The sequence below is a fragment of the Brevibacterium sp. S22 genome, assembly GCF_004745485.1.
Taxonomy (GTDB): Bacteria; Actinomycetota; Actinomycetes; order Actinomycetales; family Brevibacteriaceae; genus Brevibacterium.
In genome coordinates this window covers 161,976-187,106 of record NZ_RHFG01000002.1, presented here as the reverse complement: position 1 = coordinate 187,106, position 25,131 = coordinate 161,976, and the positions used below count along the sequence as shown (strand labels likewise).

Below are 25,131 nucleotides of genomic sequence, written 5' to 3'. Positions count from 1 at the left end.
GCCCAGTGAATCTCCACACTGGTGGATAAGCTTGTGGAAAACTACATGGGTGTGACTTGTGGACGAGCTCCGGTGGCGGGAACGCGAACGGTGATGAATTTCGGGCGAGCGTGACGTGAAACATGGGGATCCCGTTTGACCGCTCGGATTCCACCTCGCTAAGATGGAGTGTCCTGTGTACCGGGCTTCATCCGATTATCCTGATCATCTTTGGCTCTTATGCACAGGAGTGCTCGGCGGTCGAGACTCTCACCGCCGTTTTTTGTGAGAACGCACCGGCGTTCACCCGCAACCTAGAAATCGGAGACTGAAGTGAGCAAGCGTACATTCCAGCCCAACAACCGCAAGCGCGCCAAGAAGCACGGCTTCCGTCTGCGTATGCGCACCCGTGCGGGCCGTTCGATCCTGGCCGCACGTCGTCGCAAGGGACGTTCCGACATTTCGGCCTGAGCATGCTTGACGCGGCACATCGGATCCGCAGCGGCGAAGACTTCAGACGAATCTTCAGGGCCGGGGTCCGGGTGCGCTCAGAGCATCTCATGGCGCACAGCCTGAGAGACACCGATGATACCCACGCTGCGCGCGTGGGTTTCATCGTATCCAAGGCCGTCGGGAACGCAGTGGTGCGCAATCGCACCAAACGTCGTTTGCGGGAGATCATACGTGCCCGCCTCGGTGAGCTGAGAGCAGGAGACCTGCTCGTCATCCGGGCGCTGCCGCATGCCGGCCAGGCGGACTTCGCCGGTCTGTCGGCGGAGGTGGATGAGCTGCTGCTCAAGGCGGAGAAGAAATTGGATCGCCGTGGACGCCGAACATGATCTGAAACATGTCTCCGAAGTGCCCCGGCGGCCGGCCGGCTTCTGGCCCACACTGGGCTGGATCGTCCGGATCGGTCCGAGGATGCCGTTCGTCTGGTTCATCCGGGCCTATCGGATCGCGATCTCGCCACTCTACGGCCAGGTGTGCCGCTACTATCCCAGCTGCTCAATGTACGGTCTCGAGGCGTTCGAGATACACGGAGTTCTCAAGGGCATGGTGTTAACTGGGTGGCGCATACTGCGTTGCAATCCGTGGTCGCACGGCGGTGTCGACCATGTGCCGGGCTCAGCGCGGGAGGCCAGGTCGAAGACCATCCACCGCGGTCAGGCACACAGCTGAACATAATGAACTCACCGTCCGCGCGCGGACGCGAGCAGACGGACTGCCTCGGGGCACATGATGTGTCGCGCAGACCTGTGAACAATGGCAAAATGAACGACGCGCAAGCATCGTTGTAACGAGGAGAACTGAATGGACTGGATGGACAAGCTGCTCTACCCGCTGCAGTGGGTAGTTGCTTGGATCCTCGCGATCTTCCACGAGATCTTCACCGCGATCGGCCTGCCCGCCGACAGCGGTTGGACCTGGGTGCTCTCGATCGCCGGACTGACCGTGGTCATCCGTGCTCTCCTCATCCCTCTCTTCGTCTACCAGATCAAATCGCAGCGCAAGATGCAGCTGCTTCAGCCGGAGATCCAGCGCCTGCAGGCGAAGTACAAGGGCAAGAAGGACCAGTACTCGCGCCAGGCGATGGCCGAAGAGCAGATGTCGCTCTTCCGCGACAACAAGACGAGCCCGTGGGCGTCCTGCCTGCCGCTGCTCGTGCAGATGCCGATCTTCTTCTCCCTTTTCCGCGTCATCCACAACATGCCGAAGGTCGCGTCCGGTGATGTCGGGGCCATCGGCGGTTTCACGCAGCAGTTGGCGATCCAGGCTGAGAACTCCTCGATCTTCGGCATCAGCCTGTCGGCGGTCTTCACCGACCCGGGCTTCGCAGTCAAGCTGCTCACCGGTGTGCTGATCGTCGTCATGGCCGGCACCATGTTCATCACGCAGAAGCAGATGATGGCGAAGAACATGTCGGAGTCGGCGATGGCCAACCCGATGATGCAGTCGCAGAAGATGCTGCTCTATGTGATGCCGCTCGTCTTCGGCATCGGCGGCATCTACTTCCCGCTCGGTGTCCTCATCTACTGGCTGGTCTCGAACACCTGGACGATGGCCCAGCAGCACATGGTCATCCGCAATATGCCCGCTCCTGGCTCGAAGGCCGAGAAGGAGATGCTTGAGCGCAAGGCTCGCAAGGGCAAGACTGTGAAGCAGGACGAGCTCAAGGGATCGACCGTCACCGAGGAGGCCCCGAAGAAGAGCGGCCAGCGGCAGCAGCCTGTGAGCAAGAACCGTAAGAAGAACAAGAAGCGCTGAGGACAGACATGACCGAAGAGAAGATCGACGAGACCCCCGAACAGACTCCTGAGGAGACCTCGACGAAGCCGAGCCGTGCCGAACTCCTCGAAGAAGAGGGCGAGATCGCCGCGGACTACCTCGAAGAGCTGTTGGACGTGGCCGATATCGATGGCGACATCGATATCGATGTCGCCGACGGCCGTGCACAGCTGTCCATCGTCTGCGAAGACAACGAGGACTCGAACCTGGACACTCTGGTCGGTCGAGAAGGGCGCACTCTCGGTGCTCTGCAGGAACTCAGCCGTCTGGCCGTGCAGACGCAGACGGGTCAGCGGTCATGGCTGATGCTCGATATCGACGGTTTCCGCAACAGCCGTCGCGATGAGCTCATCAAGAAGGCCAAGGCTGCGATAGACGAAGTCAAGGACGGCGGCGAAGAGTTCGCTTTCAAGCCGATGAACAGCTTTGAGCGCAAGATCATCCATGACCAGGCAGCTCGCGCAGGTCTGGCGTCGGAGTCCGAGGGTGAGGGCGACGGTCGCCACGTCGTCATTCGGCTCGCAGATGACTGATCAGCCTGAGAAGGACGCCGAGCTCGCGGACGAATCGACGACAGCGGAGATCGAAACGCCTCCGGCCGGCACCGAGGCCTACTTCGGTGCCGCCTACCCAGCGGCCCAGCGGTATGCCTGGCACCTGGCCACGACCGGAATCGAGTGGGGACTCATCGGCCCTCGCGAAGTCGACCGTCTGTGGACCCGCCATATCCTCAACTGCGCCGTTGTCGCCGAGCACATCGACGAGAGCGAAGTCGTCGGCGACGTCGGCAGCGGGGCCGGCCTGCCGGGTATCCCGATCGCACTGATGCGCCCTGAGGCGAAGGTCGTCCTCATCGAGCCGATGGAGCGCCGCGTCGAATGGCTGAGTATGGTGGTCGATGATCTGGGACTGAACAACGTGCGAATCGTTCGGGCACGCGTCGAAGAACTCGTCGACGAGGAGATGTTCACGGTCGTCACCGCACGGGCGGTCAAAGCGATGACGACTCTCATCGAATGGACCCGTGAGGTCATCAGCCCCGGAGGCCGGATCCTCGCCCTGAAGGGAGCCTCGGTCGAGGACGAGTTGGTCAAGGCGAAGAAGCTGATCAAGCGATATCGACTGTCTCAGCCGAAGATTCATATCGTCGACGGAGGCGGCCTCCTCGAGGTCCCGAGTCGTGTCGTCGAGATCGCCAAGAAATAGTACGAAGTAGAGTTGGTCTAGGCTGGATCAGAGTCTTGTGAAACCGATGGATGATGGAGTGCGCCCTATGCCGATCATGGATGAGTCGTCTCCCATTGGTGCCGCGATTGCACGGGACAACCGGCGTGCGGATCGACTGTCGCAGACAACCTTTCCACGGCCGGACTCGACCCGTATCTTCACGATCGCGAACCAGAAGGGTGGCGTCGGAAAGACCACGACGGCGGTGAACATCGCTGCGGCCCTTGCCAATCAAGGGCTCAATGTCCTGCTCGTCGACATCGATCCGCAGGGCAACGCGAGCACCGCCTTGGGTATCGACCACTATTCCGAGGTCACGAGCATCTACGACGTCCTCATCGACGATGTGCCGATGCGGGAGGCTGTGGCTCAGTGTCCTGACTTCGAAACACTGAAGTGTGTGCCGGCCACCATCGATCTTGCCGGTGCGGAGATCGAGTTGGTATCGCTCGTTGCGCGTGAACAGCGACTCCAGCGTGCCTTGGGCATCTACCTGAAGGAAGAGGAGGCGGCGGGAGACCGCGTCGACTACATCATCATCGACTGCCCGCCCAGCCTGGGTCTGCTGACCGTGAACGCCTTCGTGGCCGCCCGCGAAGTCCTCATCCCGATCCAGTGCGAATACTATGCTCTCGAAGGCCTCAGCCAGCTGCTGAAGAACATTCAGCTCATTCAGAAACATCTCAATCCTGAACTTGCGATCACAACGATTCTGCTGACGATGTATGACGCACGCACGAATCTCAGCGCTCAGGTCGCCGAGGATGTGCGCACTCATTTCCCGGAGCAGGTGCTGGGCACGGCGATTCCTCGATCGGTGAGGATCTCCGAAGCGCCGAGCTACGGACAGACCGTGATCTCTTATGACCCACATTCCAGCGGTGCCCTCTCGTATCGGGAAGCTGCTGAAGAAATTGCGAATCGAGGAGTAAGTCGTGGTTGAACGCAAGAAGAGGGGCCTCGGCCGCGGGCTCGGAGCATTGATCCCCGACGCGAACTCGAATGATCGTCCGGTTGATGTCTTCTTCTCCGGCGGGAACACGGAAGATGGACATAGTGAGGGCGAGGCGAAGACTTCGCGTGCTGCGCGCACCGATCCGGCAGCGTCTATGCAGTCTTCTCGCCGACGGAAGCCGAAGGCCGCGGGTACGACGAAGACGGCGACCACGTCCTCCGAAAAGGCTGCAGAGGGCAAGGCCGCCAGCGCGAAGACTGGTTCCGCTGAGTCGACCACGTCCAAATCGGGAACTGCGAAGTCGACCGCATCCAAATCGGGAACTGCGAAGTCGACCGCATCGAAAGCGGGAACGGCGAACACCAAGCAGGCCAAGGCAGGTTCGGCGAAGGAAACCTCCTCCAAGTCGGCAGCGTCCACGTCCTCTGCTCATCAGACCTCTGGATCCAACTCCTCGAGATCGAAAACGAGCGCGTCCGAGACTACGACCACTGGCAAGAGTACGACCACAGGAAAGAATGCGGCCACTGCTAAGACGCCGACTTCGTCAAAGTCATCGACGACAAAGGCAAACGCATCGAAGGTGAAGTCCGCTTCGTCCCCCGCTTCGCCCCCTGCTGAGAAGTCAGCGAACGCGTCCGACGAGCCGACGACTGATATTCGGATGGAATCCCCGCCGGTGGACTCTGAGTCGGCGATAAAAGGCGCTGAAGCTGCGACCACTGCCACTGCTCCATCGGCTGACGAAGATGTTCGTGAGACGCATCCCGGTGTCTACACCTCCTCCGGTCGCCAGGATGACAGCGACGAAGAGGACGCATCGGGAACGACCGGCGAGCCGGGAACTACAGATGAAGTGCCAGGCGTGGCTGAGATCAAGGACGAAGAGGTCCGTGCGAAGGCAAGTACGAATCCTTCCAAGATGAAATCCGAGGCTCCGGAAGAAGGCGGGTCTTCTTCCGCAATCGCTGAGGAGGGCCAGGATCAAAAGCCGGTGGACTCCGAAGAAGGCGACGTAGATGACTACGAAGGCGTCGAGTCGATCCCTGACACGGAATTCGGGGAGATCGATGTCGATCTCATCGATGCGAACCCGAGACAGCCTCGTACGGTCTTCGACGAAGATCTGCTCGCGGAACTCGTTCACAGCATCCGTGAGATCGGTGTCCTTCAGCCCGTCGTCGTCAGGCAGAAGCCAAGCGACCGATCGCGCTTCGAACTCATTATGGGTGAGCGTCGTCTTCGTGCGACAAAAGATGCCGGTCTCTCGACCATTCCGGCGATTATCCGATATGTCGAAGACACTGATCTTCTCCGGGATGCGCTGTTGGAGAATCTCCACCGCGCAGAGCTCAATCCCCTTGAAGAAGCAGCTGCGTACGGGCAGTTGCTCGAGGACTTCGGATGCACACAGGAAGAACTGTCTGAGCGCATCGGACGGTCTCGACCTCAGATCTCGAACACGCTGCGGCTGCTTCGCCTTCCTCCTCTGGTGCAACGAAGGGTAGCCGCCGGTGTCATCTCGGCCGGTCACGCTCGTGCGATTCTGGGGTTGCGCGATCCTGAGCACATGGAAGTTCTTGCGCAGCGAATCGTTGCAGAAGGACTGTCCGTACGCGCTTCCGAGGAAGCCGTTGTCCTCCTCAATCGGGGCGATTCGATCAATGTTTCACGTGCAACGACGAAGGTTGCACCGGAGTTCTTAGCTGTGGCGGAACGCTTGGGTGATCGGCTCGAGACCAAGGTGAATATTTCGGTTGGGAAGAAGAAGGGCAAGCTGAGTGTGGAATTTGCTAACCAAGAGGATCTAGATCGCATTCTTGGCTTACTCGGAATTTCCAATGAGGATGCCCTGTAACCAAGCACCAATATTATCCGCATGGGCCCCGCTGCAGTATTCGCGGGGCCCATTCGCATTCAAACCGATCTGAATACATCGAGTTGGATGGCTCAGGCATAGGTGGGCCGACGAATTCGGCAGGATCTGGCTGAGTCTCAATTTGTATTCAGTGGCGCGATGGTCGTTTCACGTGAAACACCCTGGCTTCTCGTAGTTGGCTGCCCCCTAAATTGGGGTTAACGTGCCTCTGTTTGCACGAAGGGCGGAACGGGTTGAGACCATCACGGCAGGGGGTTGCGGGTCGTCCCATCGTTTCGGCCCCTTTGCTTACCAAGCCTCGCGCACGTTGAAGACTGCACGTGAACGCGCGGATCAGATAGTCTTCGGTCCATTGGCTGACGGGTGGTATTTATGACTATGCTGATCTGGTTTATGCAGCGACCAGGACTCGCAGAGACTGCTCGTGTTTGATATGTCGGTGTACCTGCGAACTACCATTGATCTTTGTCTAGGCTTTGACGAGTCTGCGGTGCTGTCGATTTCGGTGTTGAGATTGTGTGTTTCACGTGAAACTATTCCCTGCAGATGCGGCACCGTATGTCCGCGAGTGATGGTTTCTGAATGATGTCGCCGGATTATCCGGGTAATGAACGTACCTCGTTTGATACTTGTGTGCTGGAACTGGCGAGTGTCGTGTCTTCAATCTTCCTGCTTGTATGTTGCCGCGCGGCTCATGTTTGGAAGGCGGATACCGTTTCACGTGAAACGCTCCTTGTTTGAGTCTCGACCCTTCGGTTGAGAATAGCTCGATGATGATGGCAGAGTCCGGTTTGGCTAGAAGCAGTTTGGTAGCGCAGGTGAGAGAACCTGATATGGAATGTTCACTGATGCACAGGTCTATCGTCTGTCTCTCTCCCCCTTTGCCGGCCACGGACGAGAGATTGCGTCGGAGCGCGGGGTGTCGTGAATAGAAGCTCAACGGTGGTCCCGTCTATTGCTGTCGATCGGTTATCGCAACGCGCGTCTCGGCTCTAGAAAATTGGACAGAAGACGTGTTCGTTTCACGTGAAACGGGGTATATGGTTCCTACTCTTGTACAGGTAGTCGCTCGGTGCCCGGCAACGTTTGCTGGTCAGTGAGGCTATTGTGACTAGGATGATTCGACAAGGACATAGCGGTCCCGGGCTTCGGGCGAGTATTCTCTCATTTGGGCGCCGACCAGTCAGCCACATGGCTCTCACCACGATAGGTTCGAATATATGTTTGGGTTAGCCCCACCGGGATCGACAACCGCATGGTCTGACGAATGTTTCACGTGAAACCTCGGGTAGAACCACGCGCTGAGGTACGAGGAGGAGAAGGCACTCACTGGGGAATGGTTATGGGTAGTGCCTTCAGTTGTCGAAGATTGGGCGATTGGTCATGGACTTGTCCGAACGGTAACGACGCTAGGTCATGTTCCGTTAGAGACCGCGCTTTGTGACATTACTTAGGTTGTCTTGGCAACCATAAGATCTCGGTGACCAGGTGTGTTTGTTTGATTCATCCGCTGGCGGACTATCTTGTAGAGCTCAACCCGAGGGTAGTTAGTAACATCAGGTGGGTACATAGTCGGCTAAGCTCTGGGGTCGACGTCTGGCCTAACGTCCGTAGATCTATATTTCACGTGAAACGACACTCAGATTCTTCAATACCTCCGTTGGTCGTGTCTATTGAGCTGCCGAAGACGGAAGCGAGGATGCCTAAAGACCGGTTGGAGCGGGCAGTGCATCATTGGCGTCGATTCGTGCCTCCCACCCGCAAGATCGGGTCGCGTTTCACGTGAAACGCGGTGAGTGCTTTGAATCCATTCAGATCATACACTTGGGAGTCGACGGGCCTGGTGAACTGCATTTGAGGGTATCTTAATGATGAGTGCCCAGGAGCCGCCTGCGTAGTTGTCGAGGATTCTTGTTGATAATGGCCTTGCAGAGGACGTTAGATTGACCATCTCTAGGTGCGGTTCTGACCGAGGTAGATGTGCCCGCGCCTATCTCGTTCCCGAATCAGTCAGACTGACACTCCCGGTCTGAGATTGAACTTGTTGAGAAGTACTCCGTGCGTTGGGAGCTGGTTTGCGTAATCGGCGGGCCACTGTCATCGCGTTATCCTGATCCAGCCTTAGAGTACGTACAAATCGATTTCAGAGGGTCGCGGAGGCCGGAGCGGATGTACACCGGAGTGTCCTGGCGAGAACAGGACGTGAGGCGCTGGAATCCTGGCAATCTTTGTGCCGGCGCCGTGTTTTATGTGAAACATCGTCTGCCACTGAAATCTGCTTCGTGGTAGAGATCCGCCCCTTCACGTGGATTGGAAGGTGAAGGGGCAGTTTCACGTGAAACAGCATGGGCTGTGACTGGCGAAATGTCCACATTAGTAGAGACTGTCCGCAGATCGGTCTCCTATTCGAGTGCTCGATCCTACAAGTCATTCTATGACGTGCTCGATTAGATCGAGACTTCTGTGGCGAAGCAACACGCTCTCAAAGTATGTTTCACGTGAAACGGCAGCTCTTGCGGTTTCTGACCCGGCTGAAGGCGAGCTATACGCTATCGTCCGATGTAGCGTTCTGGTCGGTGTTGCTGCTCAGCGTTCGCAATGTGACCAGTGCAGACAACCAAGTCGGGGCATTCACCGAGATCTGAGTTCGGTGAGGTTTGTTCGGACCGATCCGGTAGACGAACAAGCGTATAGGAATCTTGGTTCGGCGCACCAGGAGAGGCGCCGTGCTCCGACAACGGAGCACGGCGCCGGTGACGACTGGTCGATCAGCTCAGAGCTTTGATGGCATCCAGGCTGAGCGTGCCGGTCTGCGGATCCTTGTCTTCAAGGATGTAGAGGCGCTGCAGGGCGGCTGCGATGCCGTCAGCGATTGCATCCCTGACATGGGGGTCCTGCAGGCTTTCTCGGTCCCCTTGGTTCGTAAGATAGCCGCTGACGACATGAACTTTGGGGGTTCTCAGTCGCTTGAGAGATGACCACGTACGAGCATGTGTGCGACAGTCCAGCATTCCGGTGCGAGCGACGACCTCACCCTGGATGAGCTGCGCGAGCTTCTGTCCTGTCGGAGAGTTGAGGTCTGACTGACGCTCGTGACCGAAGTAGAAGGTTGCAACGCCATTGGCGTCCTTGGACTTGCTCACGTCAGCTGTGACTGTGATGACGGCTGATGCATCAAGCGTATCCGCCCGGTTGACTTCAACGGCGTCGCCTTCCAAAAGGAGTGCACCCGCGCCGATGGCCTCCAATCGGCCAACAAGGCGGCTTGCTATATCAAGAGTGATCTGGCGTTCGAGGGCGGACTGCTCATCAGTCATCGGCAAGGTCTGGAAATCTACAACTGTAGTAGCAGCTTCGATGACAAACGTTCTGCCGACGAGAGATGTTCCCGACGCCGCCACGCGGGCTCGCTCCTGGAGCGCGAAGAGATTGCCTGTGTCCTGATTGCGGTCGATGGCAGTGAGTCCTCGAAGGGTCTGGGGTCCCGTCACTCCATCGACCTTTGTTCCCAGACTCATCTGCAGCTCTTTGACAGCCGACTCGGTGCGAGCGGCATACTCGGAATCGATCCGGCCCGGATAGAAGCCGAGTCCTGCCAGCTTGGTTTGGAGGTTGACGACATCGTCACCTGTAAGGACCCTGACGGGGTCGAATCGGAGGACTCGGTCGCCGAGCTGATATCTTGCCTGTTCGAGCTCTGATAACGTCTCAGGGCCGAGCACGCCGTCGCAGAGGATTCCACGGTCTTGCTGGAACTGCCTGACTCCGAGCTCGAAGTCACGATCGAAGTCTGCGATTTCGGTATCACCGACGCTGAGCCCCAGGCGGGCCATCTGAGTTTTGATATTCGGCAGCATCTCAGAAATATCGCCGCGCGAGTAGCGCGGTAGGTTCGTGTTCGTCAATGCGGTGCCAATCTTCGGTGATGCGGTTCGAGGGTCAGTGTTCGGTGGCGCTCAGATATGCCTAAGGCGCCTGTTGATACTACAACAGGCGCCTTAGAACTCGATCAGATGAAGTCGGAGAGCTCATCCTCGAGAGCAGGCTTAGGACGCGCGCCGATGATGGTCTTCGCGACCTCGCCGTCCTTGAAGACGTAGAGTGCCGGAATCGAAGTGATTCCGTAGGTGCTCGCGGTCTCAAGATTCTCGTCGGTATTGACCTTGACCACGTTGAGCTTGTCTGCGTGCTCTTCTGCGATCTGGTCAACGATCGGGCTGACCATACGGCAGGGGCCACACCAGGGAGCCCAGAAGTCGACGAGCACAGGCTTGTCGGACTTCAGTACGTTCTCTTCGAATGTTGCGTCAGTGACTTCTGTCGACATGGGTAACCTTCCTTCACAACGAATGTCTCTACCAGAACAGTGGTGTTGGGTCTTTCATTCCCCGATGGGTCTGCTGTGCCCGATCGACGCGGGAGAGCAGCATACATGCGGCTGATTGGAGATCAGGAAGCGATGGATGCTTCCGCAACAGCTGCTTCCGCCATGGCCGGTTTGGAAGCCGCCTCGAGATCACCGAGGTAGTGTTCGGCGTCGAGTGCTGCCGAGCATCCCGAACCGGCCGCGGTGATCGCCTGCCGGTAGACGGAGTCGATGACATCGCCGGCAGCGAAAACGCCTTCGACTGAGGTCTTCGAGGTGCGACCATCGACGCTGAGGTATCCGTCGGCGCGCATCTCGAGCTGATCAGCGAACAGGCTCGTGCGTGGATCGGAACCGATGGCCACGAACATTCCGGTCACGGGCAGTTCAGAGGTCTCTCCGGTGACGGTGCTGCGGATGGTCAGGCCGGTGAGCGAATCTTGACCGTGGACTTCGGCGACTTCGGAGTCGAGAAGGAACTCGAGCTTCTCATCGGCGTTCGCACGATCCTGCATCGCCTGCGAAGCGCGCAGCTCCTGACGACGGTGAACCAAGGTCACCTTTGACGCGAAACGGGTGAGGAAGGTCGCCTCCTCAAGAGCGGAGTCGCCGCCGCCGATGACAGCGATGTGCTGATCGCGGAAGAAGAATCCGTCACAGGTGGCACACCAGCTGACTCCATGACCTGAGAGCTTCTTCTCATTGGGCAGTCCCAGCTCTCGGTAGGCCGAGCCGGTCGCGAGGATCACGGCCTTGGCGGTATAGCGAGCGCCCAAAGCGGTCTCGATCTCATGGGCACCGGGGTTGAGCTTGAGGGTCTCGACATCGTCGTAGATGACCTCGGCACCGAACTTCTCAGCTTGCTCGCGCATGCTCTCCATGAGTTCGGGGCCCTGCACGCCGGCAGGGAATCCGGGGAAGTTCTCGACATCGGTGGTGTTCATGAGCTCACCGCCGGCGGTCACCGAACCTGCGATGACGACCGGTGCCAGGTTCGCGCGGGCGGCATAGACGGCTGCGGTGTAGCCGGCCGGACCCGATCCGATGATCACCAGTTGAGTATCAGTCATGTGAAAAGTTCCCTGCTTCTATCTGCTCTGCTGCTCGCGCCACGGACTGCCGCGCGAAATGACGTTCGTATCTATAACGGTACGGTGCCGAGGACTATTCCGCACCTGCATCTGGGCCGACACCCTCTCCTGGCCGCAGCGATGAGGCAGCATGATGTCGACCGAACGTGGGCGTGGGTCCGCTCAGGAGAACTTCACGGAGCTGATGGTGGCCTTATAGCCGCCATCGGTCTGCGGCAGTTCAGTGACCCAGAGGATGAGCTCGTCGGTCTCGACCTTCTCGTCGAATTCGACGGTGACAGCCCCTTCGGAATCGAAGACGCCTTCGCCGATGACCTTCGCATCCGCAGGATCGTCGCCGTCGCGGATCTCGAACTTGCCTCCGGAGCTCTCCGACGCCACCTTCACCTCGCTGATGGTGGTCTCATCCTCGAATCCGAAGAGCAGACCGACACCCGTTTTGAGGTTGCCGAAGCTCGCCGAGTTGTACCGGTCGGTGTTCCATGACCCTTCGGTCTTGGGAATCACGTTCTCGGTCTCACTGTCGTGTTCTTCTCCATCGCCTTCCGGATCGAGAGATTCGACGGATTCGATCTTCGGCGGATCGGCCTTCGGAGTCTTCTCTTCCTTCTTCGTCGGCTGATCGCTGGGAGCCGAGGTCTCGCTCACCGGGGTGGAATCCTCGTCGCCTGAGTTGAAGCCGATGACGACGATTCCGACCACGATGGCCGCGACGACCGCGAGGCCGAGAACCAACCACAGGAAGGGCTTTCGTGTGGCCGCGGGATCACGCTCGTCGGAACCGGAACCACCGGAGCCGCTGGCTGCGCCGCCCGCAGCAGCGCTGCCGGCGCCTGAGCCAGCAGTTCGTGGCCCGGCCGACGCACCCGCGGCTGCGGAACTCGCACTCGCAGAGCCACCCGGTCTGCTCGATCCGTTGCCTGCTCCACTCGAGCGCCCGGACTTGTTCGCCCCGGCTTTCACTCCGGCTCCTGCTGCAGCAGCACCGGCAACGCCCGCTGTCCCGGCGGCTGCCGAACGTTTCTGCGCAGTCGAAGACTGAGCTGTATCGGTCGAATCGCTGTGCTGCTGGCGTGGTCTCCCAGCCTTGCGCTCGGCCGGACGGACAGATGAGGAGCTCTCAGCCTCCTCGGCGGTGTCATCAACGGAGCCGTGATCATCAACGGTGTCCGGGGACAGCCGACGCATCTCCTTGGGCGGTGCGGCGGCGTTGGCTTCCTGCTGACGGGTGGCCGAACTCGCTTCGAAGGCGGCAAGACGCCTACGCGCCTCTTCCTCCTTGGCCTTCGCGATCCGACGTTCTCGCTCATACTCACGCCGCTGATGCTCGCGCTGCTGTTCATTGGTTTCGAACATGCCGCCGAGGAACCAGGAACCGTCGTCCTCATCCTCGTCGTTGTCCATGATCACGCGAGTATCGTTCTCATCGCCCTCGTCCTCGGGCACGATCTCGAGCGCCTGAGTATCGGGATCAGAATCGTCGTCCCGGTTCATGATCGGGGTCGTGAGGTTCTCGTCGTACTCGTGCTCGGCGTACTCCGAGTACTCCGAATACGTCTGCTCGGGCTGCCACTCCTCCCAGTCCTGAGCCGCGCTGTCGAGCTGTTCCTTGGCGATCGGGAAGCTCGAGGCTTCGCGCATCTGCATCCGGTCGGCATAGCGCCCCGTGGTGTGTCCGACCACTCCGGCAGCCAGTCCCCGCGTGCCCGGACGAGTGATGCCGATTCGCACGAGGGCAGCCTGCACCTGATCTTCGCTGGCACTGGCCGAACCGCCGGGACCGGGTCCGATGGTCTTAGCGCGGGGTGCTGGCAGGCTGGTGGCTTCGTCGAAGCTGCGGGGCGACTGCTCGAACAGGTTCTCGTTCTCCGCCGCGGGAGCACGATTGACGTAGCGCAGAAGCTCGGGGTCCCAGCTGTCGATATAGCCGAGGACCTCAGCGACGGAGCCAGGACCGGGGTCCGAACCCGTGATGGTTCCACTGACGAAATCATCGAGTTTGTCAGGGACCTCGGGATTGAGAGCCTGGGCCCGGGCGATCCGGGCATTCTCCTTCTCCGCAGGCGGAATGCCGTCGAAGGACTCCTCACCGGGCCAATACCCGGTCAGAGCCGTATAGAAGAGCTGGACGAGAGCCAGGGCGTCTCGACGTGAGGCCTTCGTCGGCGTGTAGTCCTTCTGCTCGACGAGCCCGGTGTCCAGCGCCAATGCCGCATCGATGCCGATGCCTGCGATGACCACCGCACCCTTCGAGGTCAGGCCGACCACGCTCGGCCGCAGGAACATGTGGAACAGTCCTCGCCTGGCCGAGGTCACGAGTGCTGAACCGACCTCTCCGATGAGGGCGCACGCAGCGTCGACCGGCAGCGGCGAACGCGGCAGGATCTGGTTGAACGGCGTCACCGCAATGCGCTTGATGACGATGTAGTCCAGCCCATTGGAATGTCCGACGTCGAGCGTCGGGGCGATTCGCGGGTCACCGAGGATCGATACGCGGCGGGCGGCTTCGAGGACGTCGTTGGACCCATCGGCATCGGCGACGAGGATGAGCACGGGTTCATCGAGGATCGCATCGAGCCCTGTGCAGACGGCACCGACTTCGGGCTTCTCGGGCAGCCACCGGCGGTCGACGGTCGATACGACATAACGGCCGGCCACCACCATGCCGGGTTCGATATCGATCAGGGCGACCACCTCCGGTGGGGATTGACAGGGCTCAGGCTGTTTTTCTTAGTTTTCCAGCAACCACGCCAATAATCGAATGCAACTCTCTGACTCTGAGCAAATAACAAGCTCCGATGAAGAACAGCAGCATCACAGTGCCGACGATGGCCGTTGTGATGAACGCCGGCAATCGTCCTGCCAAGGCGAAGTCCGGGAAGAAGTAGAGCAGACCGAACCCTGCCCCGCCGGCGACGATCGCTGCGAGGAGGAACTTCAGATGCGAAGTGAGGATCTCACGCAGATCAATGGCGCCGAGGCGCTTCTTGAGGAGGGAGAAGGACAGGACCATCGCGAACAGGTAGCCGAGGCTCATGACGAGACCGATGATCGCCACCGTCACCGATTTCGGGAAGATCGTCGCCGAGAGCACCGCCAGGGATTGGAAGACGATCTGCGGCAGCTGGATGAGGAACGGGGTCTTCGCGTCCCCATAGGCATAGAACACCCGCTGCGCGAGATAGTTCGCACTGAAGGGGATGAGGCCGAAGACCATGGCGATGATGACCAGACCGATGGCCGTGGCCTGCTCCCGGCCCTCGCCTGCGATGATCATCGCCACCGGCGAAGCGAGCACGACGAGCGCGGCGACGGCGAAGGCGTTGACCATTCCGACCATCCGCACGCCCATGGAGAAGTCGCCGACGACGGCCTCGGTATCGTCGTTCGTCGCGTTCTTGGCCAAGGAGGTGAATAGCGCCGTGGCCAGAGAGACCGCTATGAGCGAATGCGGGAGCATGAACACGAGGTAGGCGTTCGTGTATGCCGTGTTTGCGGCGTTCCCATCGCCGGGGATCGACGCGCCCGAGGCGACGCGGGAGATGACGAGGAAGCCGATCTGTCCGATGAGCATCGCGGCGAACGTCCAGAACGCGACCTTTCCGGCCGAGCCGAGTCCGACTCCGCGGAATCCGAAGGTCGGCTTGTATTTGAAGCCGATCCGCTTGAGCGGCCAGATGAGGATCAGTGCCTGAGCGACGACGCCGAGGGTCGCCGTCCCGGCGATGAGAGCGATCTTCTCCGGGGTCCACGTGTCGAGTCCGTGCGGAGACACCTTATTCGTGCCGAAGATGAGGATGAAGGCGGCGAGCCCGGCGATCGCGACGACGTTGTTGAGCACTGGTGCCCACATATAGGGACCGAAGGACGACTTCGCGTTGAGGACCTGGCCCAGCAGCGTGTAGAGGCCGTAGAAGAACAGCTGCGGCAGACACCAGAAGGCAAAAGCGGTGGCCAGCGCCAGCTGTTCATGGCTCCATCCCGAGGAGTAGAGCCACACGAGCACCGGTGCCGCCAGAGTCGCAATAACGCTCACCACGCCGAGGATGAGGAAGGACAAGGTCAGCAGGCGGTTCGTGTAGTCCTCGCCGCCGTCCTCACGTTTCGAGGCGCGCACCAGCTGCGGGACGAGCACGGCATTGACCACACCGCCGGCGAGCAGCATGTAGAGGGTGTTGGGCACCTTGTTCGCGATGTCGAAGGCGTCGGCCTGAACGAAGTTGACCCCGATCGCGGTGGCCAGCATCGAGGCTTTGACGAAGCCGAGCACACGCGAGGTCATGGTGCCTGCGGTCATGATCGCCGAGGACCGGGCCAGGGATGAGAAGCTGGACAAGCGCTACCTCTTTTCGCTCTCGTCGGTCTTGGCGCGGGCCATCGCATCGGCCAGCTGCTGTTCCGGGATCTTCGGGCGCCCGCGCGAAATGGTCTTGACCAAGCCGATCACGAACACAACGGCCAGAGCCAATCCGATCACAGCGGTGCCGATGTTCTCCCAATCGGCGCGGACCCGAACCATGAGTGATTCGTGATTGGGCAGGACCACCTCGTCGGCGGTGACCATCTCGATCGTCGTGGGCACATCGGCGTTGGCGAGGCCCTCGACGGGCACGTCGACACGCGTCGTCTCCGCGGCCGGTACCTTCACGGTCTCCGTCTCCTGTGCCCGCAGCTGCGGAGTGTTCGGTCTCATCCGGATCCGCAGGGTCGCCTCGGCGGGGGAATCATTGACGATCGTCACCGGGATCGTCGTCTTCTCACCGGTCACGAGGAGGACGGACGATCCCTTGCGCAGGTGCAGGCTGTCCATGAGCTTCTGGCTCTGCTCACGGGCCTGGCCGGCGCAGATGTTCGCGTTCCGGCCCAGCGTCCACGCCGCCGAGGTGCAGGTGAGCAGCTCGCGGTCGAGCCGGACATCGGCACTGTCGCGGTCGCTGAAGACGCTGTTGAAGTCCTCTTGGTTCGTCCGGGTCTCGACCAGGGACTCCACGGCCTTCTTCCGGATGTGCGGAGCGTCGGAATCGGTGCGCAGCAGTCCGCGCGCCTCGGAGCCGGAGTCGAGGATCTCGTCGACCCCGGTGGGGGCGATCCACGGCGCCGAGCTGAGTTCCTCGACGGTCTGCTCCCAATTCGCCGAGGCGGCCGCGCGTGGGAGCGGTACGAACAGGCTGCGAGTGCGATAGGGCGCCTCGGATTGGATCACTGCGGCCTCTGCGACGAGTTCGGACATCGGTCCGGCCGGGTCGTCCTCAGCGATCACTTCGGCGCTCAAGTCGGTGAGCTTCGAATCGGAGATGAGAGTGTCGATCGTCGACTCCCCGTCATCGGTGACCGTCGTCTGCGAATGCGCATCATCGTGGATGCCGGTGATCGAGGGCTGCTGACCATCGCTGATGATCGCGGTGGAATTGCCGGACTTCTTCAGGGCACGCAGCCCGTTCTTCGTCGCGCTTCCGGCCACCGGCCAGGCGATGTCCGTGCGGGCATCGGGAAAGACGTCCTTGACGATCTCGCGCTGCTTCTGTGCGAAGGTGCTCAGCAGGTCGATCTTCGTTCCGCGCAGAGCACTGAGGTCGGGATCGCCATAGGGCAGAGCGACGATCGTATGCTTCTGTGCTGCCTCCACGAAGTCCTGATACCAGGAGTCGAGGCGTTTGCGCTGGTCTTCTGCGGCTTCGAGCTCGGCGGCGCTGGAATCGGCGTCATCGTTGTCGGGGGCCGCGACCGGCGGCGACTGGGTCTCTTCACCTTTGTCATCGTCGGACTCTTCGGTCTCCTCCGGTGCGTCGGCGGGGGGCGGTTCGGCGATCGCAGCTTCGAAGGAGGCGATGATTCTGGGGTCGATCGCCAGAGCGAGCTCCTTGTGTCGGAGCAGCTTCGCGATCGTGTCGAGCGAACCGCCTTCGGCGATGGCGGCATCGAGTCGGTCGGAAGGGATGAGTCCGGCCTCGGAATGGCCGGGCAGGGTGACGGGAGCGAGCAGGCTGATCTTCGTCTGGTCGAAATCCGGGTCCGGGTACCACGTGGTGAAGCCGAGGGCAGAGGCCCGCAGACCGGTGTCGTCGCCGAGTTGGATCGCAAGTCCCCGCGGGCCCCAGGAACTCACGGGCGAGGACTTACTCAGGTCGAGGTCATCGGCGGGCACTCGGAAGGTGAACTCCGCGGTGGTGCCGGGATCGATGGTGTCGTCGAAGGAGGTGCCGAGGCTGGTTCCGGAGGTGTCGTCGGAATCGGCCTCCTTGTCCTTCTCCGCCTTCTTTCTGGCTTCGGTTCCATCGTGTTCGAGGTCGGCGACGGTGCGGTGTTGGGCCTGTCCCTGCTTCCAGGAGCTCAGACGGGATTCTGAATCGAGCTTGCGGGTCGACATCTGCAGACTCAGGCTCGGCTTCTCGATCGCCTTCTTCGTCGTGTTCGAGATCTTTCCGCGGACGGTCAGTGTGCCTTTGTCATCGATCCAGGGAGTCACTTCGTCGAGGGTGATCGAGACATCGTCCTTGTTCGCATCGTTGCTGGCAGCGGCCGGGGCGGCGGTCAGCAGCGGGTATGCGAAAACCGGCCCTGCGAGCAGCAGGAGCGTGCTCAGCAGGGCGGTGAGGAATCGCAGTCGGCGGATGGGAATGGGTTTCACTGCTCCAGTCGGGACACCATCGGTCGGGCGGCGGCGACGATTCGGCGCTCATTGGCGAACGACAGTCGCGAACGCAGGTCATTGAAGGGCACCCACGCCGCATCGATCGCTTCTTGGTCAGGATCATTATCCACGGTCAGAGTCCCCGACTGTGCACGCAGCAGGAAATGGTGGACGAGTTTGTGGATCCGGATTCCGGTCACGGTGAACCAGTAGTCGACGGTTCCCAGCGGGCAGATGATCTGCCCCGCGATCCCGGTCTCCTCTTCGACCTCACGGCGGGCCGCCTCGGCGGGGGTCTCCGTACCTTCGAGATGTCCCTTGGGAAGGCACCATTCGATCCGCCCGGCGCGATTGATGCGGGCGATGACGGCCACGGCCAGCAGCGGATGGGAGAAGTCGACAACGATGCCACCGGCGGAGATCTCCTCCACTGTGGTGCGGCGGGACGTGCGGGGTCCCGGCTTGGGCATCGGTGTGGTCATTCTCCTACCTTAGTAGGCGAAGCTTGGAAGTTTCGTGTCATCGGCTCCCGGTAGGCTTATGGATACCGGAACTTGCGCCTGGACGCGGGAGGTGAGTTCCCGTGGGCAAGAGCAGAAATCTTAAGAATTGAAGGAGCTCGGTGGATCCGCAGACCGCGCACAACCGACTGCACGACAAGCTCGATGAGCTCGAGCACATCCTCGGCCCACTGGGTCGGAGGTTCTCCTCAGCCGGTTTCGAACTCGCCCTCGTCGGCGGTTCCGTCCGTGATGCGCTGCTCGGTCGTCCCATGCCCGACCTCGACTTCACCACTGATGCCCACCCCGACGACATCCTCGGACTGATCGCGGACTGGGTCGACACGCACTGGGACATCGGACGCGAATTCGGCACCATCGGGGCCGTGAAATCCGGTGTGCAGATCGAGATCACGACCTACCGTGCCGAAGCCTATGAAGAGGATTCACGCAAACCGATGGTGGCCTTCGGTTCGGAGCTCGATGCCGACCTCGTCCGTCGTGACTTCACGATCGGGGCGATGGCGGTGCGTCTGCCCTCGAAGACCTTCGTCGACCCGCACCAGGGATTCGACGACCTCATCGCCGGTCGCATCCGCACCCCTGGGACGGCAGCGGACTCGTTCTCCGATGATCCGCTGCGGATGATGCGCGCGGCTCGGTTCACGTCTCAGCTCGGGCTCGATCCCGTCTCCGACGTGGAAGAGGCGATGACGGCGATGGCCGATCGGATCGAGATCATCTCCGCAGAGCGCGTCCAGGTCGAACTCGTCAAGCTCATGACCGGCATCGATCCGGTCGCCGGAATCGACCTGCTGGTGCGCACCGGCATCGCCCATCACGTTCTTCCCGAGGTGTCCGGACTGCAGCTCGAGACCGACGAGCACCATCGGCACAAGGACGTCTACCAGCATTCTCTGACCGTGCTGCGTCAGGCTCTCGAGCTCGAGAGCCGGTACGCCGCGGCTCAGGAAGAAGCCGGAATGACCGACGACGACCCGCAGCGTCTGCGAGTGCCGGACTTCGTCGTCCGCTTCGCAGCGCTCATGCACGACGTCGGCAAACCCGCCACCCGCCGCTTCCAGCCCGGTGGTGCCGTGACCTTCTACCATCACGATGCGGTGGGTGCGAAGCTCACGGCCAAGCGGATGAAGGCGCTGCGCTTCGACAAGGACACGACGAAGGCGGTCGGCCGCCTCGTCGAACTGCATCTGCGGTTCTACGGCTACGGCGATGCCGGGTGGACGGATTCGGCAGTGCGCCGATACGTCACGGACGCCGGACGGCTGCTCTCGCGCCTGCACATCCTCACCCGTGCGGATGTGACCACGCGCAACAAACGCAAAGCCGACCGGCTGGCGTTCGCCTATGACGACCTGGAAACGCGCATCGAGGCCCTGGCGAAACAGGAGGAGCTCGATTCGATCCGGCCGGATCTCGATGGTCGGCAGATCATGACGATCCTCGATATCGAACCATCGCCGCTGGTGGGAAAGGCGTACAAGCATCTGCTCGAGCTGCGGATGGAGCACGGACCACTTGGGCCCGAACGCGCCGAAGCGGAGCTGCGAGCCTGGTGGGAGTCCCACGGTCAGTGACCGACCCCGCTTACTCACCGACTGATCAGTGCTGATAGTTTCGTAATCGTTTAGATTTGTGTCTGACGTCACAGGCGGTGACGGCGGCGAGAGGTGAGGAGACCACAATGACAGTGACCGAGGAATTCCGCGCGGCCCGCGACAAGCTGATCGAGCTTCGCACCGACTACGAGGCCGCCCGTGATCAGTTCGAATGGCCGCGTCTCACACACTTCAACTTTGCCCTCGACTGGTTCGACAAGGTCGCGGTCAACAACGACAATCCGGCCCTGTGGATCGTCGAACAGGACGGTTCCGAGGGCAAGTGGAGCTTCGCGGAGCTCTCCGCGCGTTCGAACCAGGTGGCGAATCATTTCCGCCGCGCCGGGATCAAACGCGGTGACCACGTCATGGTCATGCTCAACAACCAGGTCGAGCTGTGGGAGACGATGCTCGCCGGCATCAAGCTCGGTGCCGTGCTCATGCCCGCAACCACACAGCTGGGTCCCATCGACCTCACCGACCGTGCCGAGCGCGGTCATGCCGAGTTCGTCGTCGCCGGCACCGAGGATGCCGCGAAGTTCGATGACGTCGATGTCGATGTCGTCCGCATCGTCGTCGGCGGAGAGCCCACTCGCCAGCAGGACTACAGCTACTCCGATGCTGATGATGAGAGCACCGAATTCGACCCCCAGGGCACGTCGCGCGCCGATGATCTGATGCTGCTCTACTTCACCTCGGGCACCACCTCGAAGGCGAAGATGGTCGCCCACACCCATGTCTCCTACCCTGTCGGTCATCTTTCGACGATGTACTGGATGGGACTGACACCCGGCGACGTCCACCTCAATGTGGCCTCACCAGGGTGGGCCAAGCACGCGTGGTCGAACATCTTCACCCCGTGGATCGCCGAGGCCTGCGTCTTCCTGTACAACTACTCCCGCTTCGACGCGAACGACCTCATGGAGACCATGGATCGCGTGGGAGTGACGAGCTTCTGCGCCCCGCCGACCGTATGGCGCATGCTCATCCAGGCCGACCTGGGCCACCTGAAGAATCCCCCGACGAAGGCCCTCGGTGCCGGTGAGCCGCTCAACCCCGAGATCATCGACCGCGTTCACAGCGAATGGGGTGTGCTCATCCGCGATGGCTTCGGGCAGACCGAGTCGACCCTCCAGATCGGCAACTCACCTGATCAGGAACTCAAATACGGTTCGATGGGCAAGGTTCTGCCCGGATTCGATGTCGTGCTCATCGATCCGGCGACCGGTGAGGAAGGCGATGAGGGCGAGATCTGTCTGCGCCTCGATCCTCGTCCCATCGGACTGACCACCGGCTACTGGAGCAATGCGGAGAAGACCGCTGAGGCATTCGAAGGCGGCGTCTACCACACCGGTGACGTGGCCTCTCGCGATGAGGACGGTTACATCACCTATGTCGGTCGCGCCGACGATGTGTTCAAGGCCAGTGACTACCGCCTCTCCCCTTTCGAGCTCGAAAGCGTGCTCATCGAGCACGAGGCCGTCGCTGAGGCGGCTGTCGTGCCTTCGCCGGATCCGGTGCGGCTGGCGGTGCCCAAGGCCTATGTGGTCGTGTCGAGCAAGTTCGAGGCGAATGCCGAGACCGCTCGGTCGATCCTCGCCTACTGCCGGGAGCACCTGGCACCGTACAAGCGCATTCGCCGACTCGAGTTCGCGGAGCTGCCGAAGACGATCTCCGGAAAGATCCGTCGCGTCGAGCTGCGGGCCCGCGAAGACCAGCTCCACCCCTTCAGCGGCGAACCCGCCGTTGAGGGCAATGAGTACGCCGATACGGACTTCGACCTCAAGAGCTGAGGGCGCAGCGGCGCTCGTTCAAGCCGGAGCTCGCTTTTCGATCGTTACTCGGGCCGAAAAGTGAGCTCCCGCTTGATCGGGGCGCAGACTGTCGGTGGGAGCCGAAAAGTGGGCGTACGCTTGAACGAGGTGCTGGCGGAAGCCCGGATCGGCAGGTGAATGTGAGCAAGAACGCACCTGTCATAGTTGATTCTCCGGCCATGAATTAAAATGCCTGGTGAGACGCCGAATTCTGGGTTACTCACAGAACCTTTCGGTAACCTGGTGCCTGTGCAGGGTGTCAGGCTCAGCACTTTTTCACCCTCTACTAAAGAATGCGTGCCAGACTGATTGGCGTCTTTGACCTTTTTCGGACCTCGTCGCCACGCATTGCGGCAGGCTGACTGACCTGGAGGACCTTGGGTGGCTAAGGGACAACACACAGCCAAGAACATCGGCAGGAATACGAAGAACCTGCTCAACTACCCCAGAGCGGGTGTGAGCGGATGGACTCGTTTCCTGCCGAGCATCCGCGTGCTCGTCGTCGGCGGGCTCAGCCTCGTCATCGCTCTGTGCGTGGCTTTCGCCGTCGGATATGCGGCCACCGACATCCCTGAGCCGAACCTCGAGGCGACCGGTCAGACCTCGACGATCTACTACAGCGACGGCAAGACGCCCATCGGTCAGTACAAGGTCGAGGACCGCAAGTCAGTGGAGATCGATGAGATCTCCGAACCCATGCGGAAAGCCGCGATCGCCGCCGAGGACACCTCGTTCTATGAGAACCGCGGCATCTCGATCAAGGGTCTCTCCCGCGCTGTCGTCGGCGTGGCCACGAACAAATACGCGGGTGGCGGTTCGACGATCACCCAGCAGTACGTGAAGAACTTCTACCTCACGAACGAGCACTCGTTTGATCGCAAGATCAAGGAGATGTTCATCTCGCTCAAGATCGACCAGCAGCAGTCGAAGGACGAGATCCTCGCGAACTACCTCAACACCATCTACCTCGGCCGTCGCTCCTACGGTGTCGAAGTGGCCGCCCAGAACTACTTCGACAAGTCGGCTTCGGAACTCAACGTCAGCGAGTCCGCTCTGCTGGCCGCGATGATCCAGCGCCCGGGTGCAGCCGACCCCTCGGACAACCCCGAGGCCTATGAAGACCGCTTCGACTATGTGGTCGAGAACATGGTCGAGGAAGGCTTCCTCACCGAGGAGCAGGCCGCCAAGGTCGAGCTGCCGGATGTGAGGAAGCAGAACAAGGAGTCCTCGCTGTCGGGTCAGAAGGGCTACATGTGGGACTTCGTCCGCCGTGAGGCGCTGAAGAAGCTCGACATCGACGAAGCTCAGCTGGACCGCGGCGGCTACAACATCGTCACCACATTCGACAAGGATCGGATGAAGGCCGCCGAACAGGCCATCAAGTCTCTGCCGCAGGACCAGCCGGAAGGCATGCAGGCCGGACTCGTCTCGATCGACCCGGACGACGGTGGGATCGAAGCCTTCTACGGCGGCAAGAACTACCTCGACCAGGCGTTCAACGCGTCGACGCAGAGCCATGTGCAGGCCGGTTCGACGTTCAAGCCCTTCGCACTGGTTGCCGGGTTTGAGAACGGTGTGCGGCTGACGGACAGCTATCCGGGTTCGAGCCCGACGACGCTGAACAACGACGGCACTCCCTGGCCGGTGAACAACTTCGGCAACACCAGCTACGGACCCGTGAGCCTGCTCAAGGCCACGCAGTCCTCGATCAACACTGCCTATGCTGCCCTCAATGTGCAGGTCGGGCCGGAGAAGACCGTCGACGTCGCCGAACGCGCGGGTCTGAGCCCGAACTGCACGAAAGCGCAGATGAAATCCGGCGATACCGGCGGCTGTACGATCGAGCTGACCAAGAACCCCTCGAATGTGCTCGGTACGCCGAGCGTCAAGCCCCTCGACATGGCTTCGGCATATGCAACGTTCGCCGCCAATGGTGTTCACCACGAGACCCATTCGATCAAGAAGGTCATGAAGGGCGCCGAGGATGAGGAAGTCTACAAGGCCGAGGGCAAGGGCAAGCGCGTCTTCGACAAAGCTGTCGGTGCCGAGGCCTCCTACGCTCTGAGCCAGGTCGTCAACGGCGGTTCGGGCAGCTACGCTCAGAACCTCGGACGCCCCGCGGCCGGTAAAACCGGTACGACGAACGGGAATACCGCGGCCTGGTTCTCCGGCTACACCCCGAACCTCGCGACGTCGGTTGTCCTCTACCGTGAAGTCGACGGCAAGCAGACGTCGATCGGTGCCTACGGCGGACGCGGTGAGGTCACCGGTGGATCCTTCCCCGTGCAGGTGTGGACTGAATACATGCAGGACGCGCTGCAGGGCGAGAAGGTCGAACAGTTCCCGGCTCGCGGCGAACTGCCCGATAAGCCGAAGCCGAAGAACACGAACCCGGCCCCGGCTCCGAAGCCCGAGCCCAAGGCGCCGTCGGGCAGCAACGACGGCAGCGATGGGGGCGAGGACGAGGCACCTGTCGAGACTCCGAAGGACGACGAGGACAAAGACAAGAACAAGGACTCGGACTCCAAGGACGACGAGAAGGGCAGGGAAGAAGGCTCGAAGGACGGCTCCGAAGGCAATGATGAGAATGACGGAGGCGACGACGGCGGCTCCGGCGACGACGACGGCTCCGACAACGGCAACGGCGGAGACGGTGATAAAGACTCCGAAGACGGCGGAAGTGGATCATCGGAAGGTGATGAATCCTCGAAGGATGATGGGCCAGCAGGTGGGCTCCCGATTGAGCCGCCAAAGCCCCCTGGAGAAGATGACTAGTTTCGAGAG

20 protein-coding genes are annotated in these 25,131 nt (G+C 61.0%); 12 read left to right on the top strand and 8 right to left on the bottom strand.

Annotation, left to right across the window (positions count from 1 at the left end):
• The first annotated feature begins 312 nt into the window (after positions 1 to 312).
• From rpmH to EB835_RS03140, 7 genes are all read left to right on the top strand, one after another.
• The gene (gene rpmH / locus EB835_RS03170) at positions 313 to 450 is read left to right on the top strand and encodes a 50S ribosomal protein L34 (protein WP_039211706.1); all 138 of its coding nucleotides are present in this window, start codon (positions 313 to 315) and stop codon (positions 448 to 450) included.
• A 2-nt stretch (positions 451 to 452) separates the two neighbouring features.
• Entirely contained in the window at positions 453 to 818 is a 366-nt protein-coding gene (rnpA, locus tag EB835_RS03165) for a ribonuclease P protein component (RefSeq protein WP_135808019.1), read from the top strand.
• Positions 721 to 1,158, top strand: coding sequence for a membrane protein insertion efficiency factor YidD (gene yidD, locus EB835_RS20810; RefSeq protein ID WP_346763137.1), 438 nt, complete (start codon positions 721 to 723; stop codon positions 1,156 to 1,158). The genes rnpA and yidD overlap by 98 nt, the downstream gene beginning before the upstream one ends.
• Before the next feature lie 132 nt (positions 1,159 to 1,290).
• Positions 1,291 to 2,244, top strand: a complete 954-nt coding sequence (gene yidC, locus EB835_RS03155; RefSeq protein ID WP_135808018.1) for a membrane protein insertase YidC — start codon at positions 1,291 to 1,293, stop codon at positions 2,242 to 2,244.
• Between the two features lie 8 nt (positions 2,245 to 2,252).
• Complete coding sequence (locus EB835_RS03150) at positions 2,253 to 2,798, top strand: Jag family protein (protein WP_135808017.1); 546 nt, start codon at positions 2,253 to 2,255, stop codon at positions 2,796 to 2,798.
• Entirely contained in the window at positions 2,791 to 3,471 is a 681-nt protein-coding gene (gene rsmG / locus EB835_RS03145) for a 16S rRNA (guanine(527)-N(7))-methyltransferase RsmG (protein ID WP_135808016.1), read from the top strand. Before EB835_RS03150 ends, rsmG begins: the two co-directional genes overlap by 8 nt.
• 67 nt (positions 3,472 to 3,538) lie before the next feature.
• Positions 3,539 to 4,435, top strand: coding sequence for a ParA family protein (locus tag EB835_RS03140; RefSeq protein ID WP_240688522.1), 897 nt, complete (start codon positions 3,539 to 3,541; stop codon positions 4,433 to 4,435).
• 444 nt (positions 4,436 to 4,879) lie between these two features.
• Here the strand turns inward: EB835_RS03140 and EB835_RS03135 are convergent, their stop codons facing one another.
• Complete coding sequence (locus EB835_RS03135) at positions 4,880 to 5,176, bottom strand: hypothetical protein (protein ID WP_135808015.1); 297 nt, start codon at positions 5,174 to 5,176, stop codon at positions 4,880 to 4,882.
• Between EB835_RS03135 and EB835_RS03130 the strand changes: the two genes are divergently transcribed.
• Together EB835_RS03130 and EB835_RS20235 are read left to right on the top strand one after the other, a co-directional pair.
• Complete coding sequence (locus EB835_RS03130; protein WP_205749863.1) at positions 5,112 to 6,305, top strand: ParB/RepB/Spo0J family partition protein; 1,194 nt, start codon at positions 5,112 to 5,114, stop codon at positions 6,303 to 6,305. The genes EB835_RS03135 and EB835_RS03130 overlap by 65 nt on opposite strands.
• A 2,519-nt stretch (positions 6,306 to 8,824) precedes the next feature.
• A complete protein-coding gene (locus EB835_RS20235) occupies positions 8,825 to 8,971 on the top strand; it encodes a hypothetical protein (protein ID WP_168216617.1) in 147 nt (48 codons plus the stop codon).
• A gap of 123 nt (positions 8,972 to 9,094) precedes the next feature.
• Here EB835_RS20235 and EB835_RS03125 read toward each other — a convergent pair whose 3' ends face one another.
• The 7 genes from EB835_RS03125 to EB835_RS03095 form a co-directional block, all read right to left on the bottom strand.
• A complete protein-coding gene (locus tag EB835_RS03125; RefSeq protein ID WP_240688521.1) occupies positions 9,095 to 10,231 on the bottom strand; it encodes a peptidoglycan-binding protein in 1,137 nt (378 codons plus the stop codon).
• Between the two features lie 104 nt (positions 10,232 to 10,335).
• Positions 10,336 to 10,653, bottom strand: coding sequence for a thioredoxin (trxA, locus tag EB835_RS03120; protein WP_025779581.1), 318 nt, complete (start codon positions 10,651 to 10,653; stop codon positions 10,336 to 10,338).
• 122 nt (positions 10,654 to 10,775) lie between these two features.
• Positions 10,776 to 11,762, bottom strand: coding sequence for a thioredoxin-disulfide reductase (gene trxB, locus EB835_RS03115; protein WP_135808014.1), 987 nt, complete (start codon positions 11,760 to 11,762; stop codon positions 10,776 to 10,778).
• A gap of 183 nt (positions 11,763 to 11,945) precedes the next feature.
• On the bottom strand, positions 11,946 to 14,477 hold the full coding sequence (locus EB835_RS20750; RefSeq protein ID WP_135808013.1) for a protein kinase family protein: 2,532 nt from the start codon (positions 14,475 to 14,477) through the stop codon (positions 11,946 to 11,948).
• A gap of 22 nt (positions 14,478 to 14,499) precedes the next feature.
• Positions 14,500 to 16,119 carry a murein biosynthesis integral membrane protein MurJ gene (gene murJ, locus EB835_RS03105; protein ID WP_135808012.1) on the bottom strand — a complete coding sequence of 540 codons (1,620 nt, stop codon included), beginning with the start codon at positions 16,117 to 16,119 and terminating at the stop codon, positions 14,500 to 14,502.
• 3 nt (positions 16,120 to 16,122) lie between these two features.
• Complete coding sequence (locus EB835_RS03100; RefSeq protein WP_240688520.1) at positions 16,123 to 18,411, bottom strand: DUF6049 family protein; 2,289 nt, start codon at positions 18,409 to 18,411, stop codon at positions 16,123 to 16,125.
• Entirely contained in the window at positions 18,408 to 18,896 is a 489-nt protein-coding gene (locus EB835_RS03095; protein ID WP_135808011.1) for an NUDIX domain-containing protein, read from the bottom strand. Before EB835_RS03095 ends, EB835_RS03100 begins: the two co-directional genes overlap by 4 nt.
• Positions 18,897 to 19,036: 140 nt before the next feature.
• On the opposite strand from EB835_RS03095, the gene EB835_RS03090 reads away from it, so the two are divergent.
• The 3 genes from EB835_RS03090 (at position 19,037) to EB835_RS03080 (ending at position 25,122) form a co-directional block, all read left to right on the top strand.
• Entirely contained in the window at positions 19,037 to 20,512 is a 1,476-nt protein-coding gene (locus tag EB835_RS03090) for a CCA tRNA nucleotidyltransferase (protein ID WP_135808010.1), read from the top strand.
• Positions 20,513 to 20,619: 107 nt separating this feature from the next.
• Positions 20,620 to 22,326: an AMP-binding protein gene (locus tag EB835_RS03085; protein ID WP_135808009.1), complete on the top strand. Its 1,707-nt coding sequence runs from the start codon at positions 20,620 to 20,622 to the stop codon at positions 22,324 to 22,326.
• A 402-nt stretch (positions 22,327 to 22,728) separates the two neighbouring features.
• On the top strand, positions 22,729 to 25,122 hold the full coding sequence (locus tag EB835_RS03080) for a transglycosylase domain-containing protein (RefSeq protein ID WP_240688519.1): 2,394 nt from the start codon (positions 22,729 to 22,731) through the stop codon (positions 25,120 to 25,122).
• Positions 25,123 to 25,131 lie beyond the last annotated feature (9 nt).

Excerpts from the sequence above, each read along its gene's own strand:
- EB835_RS03140 (WP_240688522.1), top strand. The coding sequence starts at position 3,539 with ATGCCGATCATGGATGAGTCGTCTCCCATTGGTGCCGCGATTGCACGG.
- yidC (WP_135808018.1), top strand. The coding sequence starts at position 1,291 with ATGGACTGGATGGACAAGCTGCTCTACCCGCTGCAGTGGGTAGTTGCT.
- rsmG (WP_135808016.1), top strand. The coding sequence starts at position 2,791 with ATGACTGATCAGCCTGAGAAGGACGCCGAGCTCGCGGACGAATCGACG.
- EB835_RS03095 (WP_135808011.1), bottom strand. The coding sequence starts at position 18,896 with ATGACCACACCGATGCCCAAGCCGGGACCCCGCACGTCCCGCCGCACC.
- trxA (WP_025779581.1), bottom strand. The coding sequence starts at position 10,653 with ATGTCGACAGAAGTCACTGACGCAACATTCGAAGAGAACGTACTGAAG.
- EB835_RS03130 (WP_205749863.1), top strand. The coding sequence starts at position 5,112 with ATGGAATCCCCGCCGGTGGACTCTGAGTCGGCGATAAAAGGCGCTGAA.
- EB835_RS03085 (WP_135808009.1), top strand. The coding sequence starts at position 20,620 with ATGACAGTGACCGAGGAATTCCGCGCGGCCCGCGACAAGCTGATCGAG.
- EB835_RS03150 (WP_135808017.1), top strand. The coding sequence starts at position 2,253 with ATGACCGAAGAGAAGATCGACGAGACCCCCGAACAGACTCCTGAGGAG.
- rnpA (WP_135808019.1), top strand. The coding sequence starts at position 453 with ATGCTTGACGCGGCACATCGGATCCGCAGCGGCGAAGACTTCAGACGA.
- yidD (WP_346763137.1), top strand. The coding sequence starts at position 721 with ATGCCGGCCAGGCGGACTTCGCCGGTCTGTCGGCGGAGGTGGATGAGC.
- trxB (WP_135808014.1), bottom strand. The coding sequence starts at position 11,762 with ATGACTGATACTCAACTGGTGATCATCGGATCGGGTCCGGCCGGCTAC.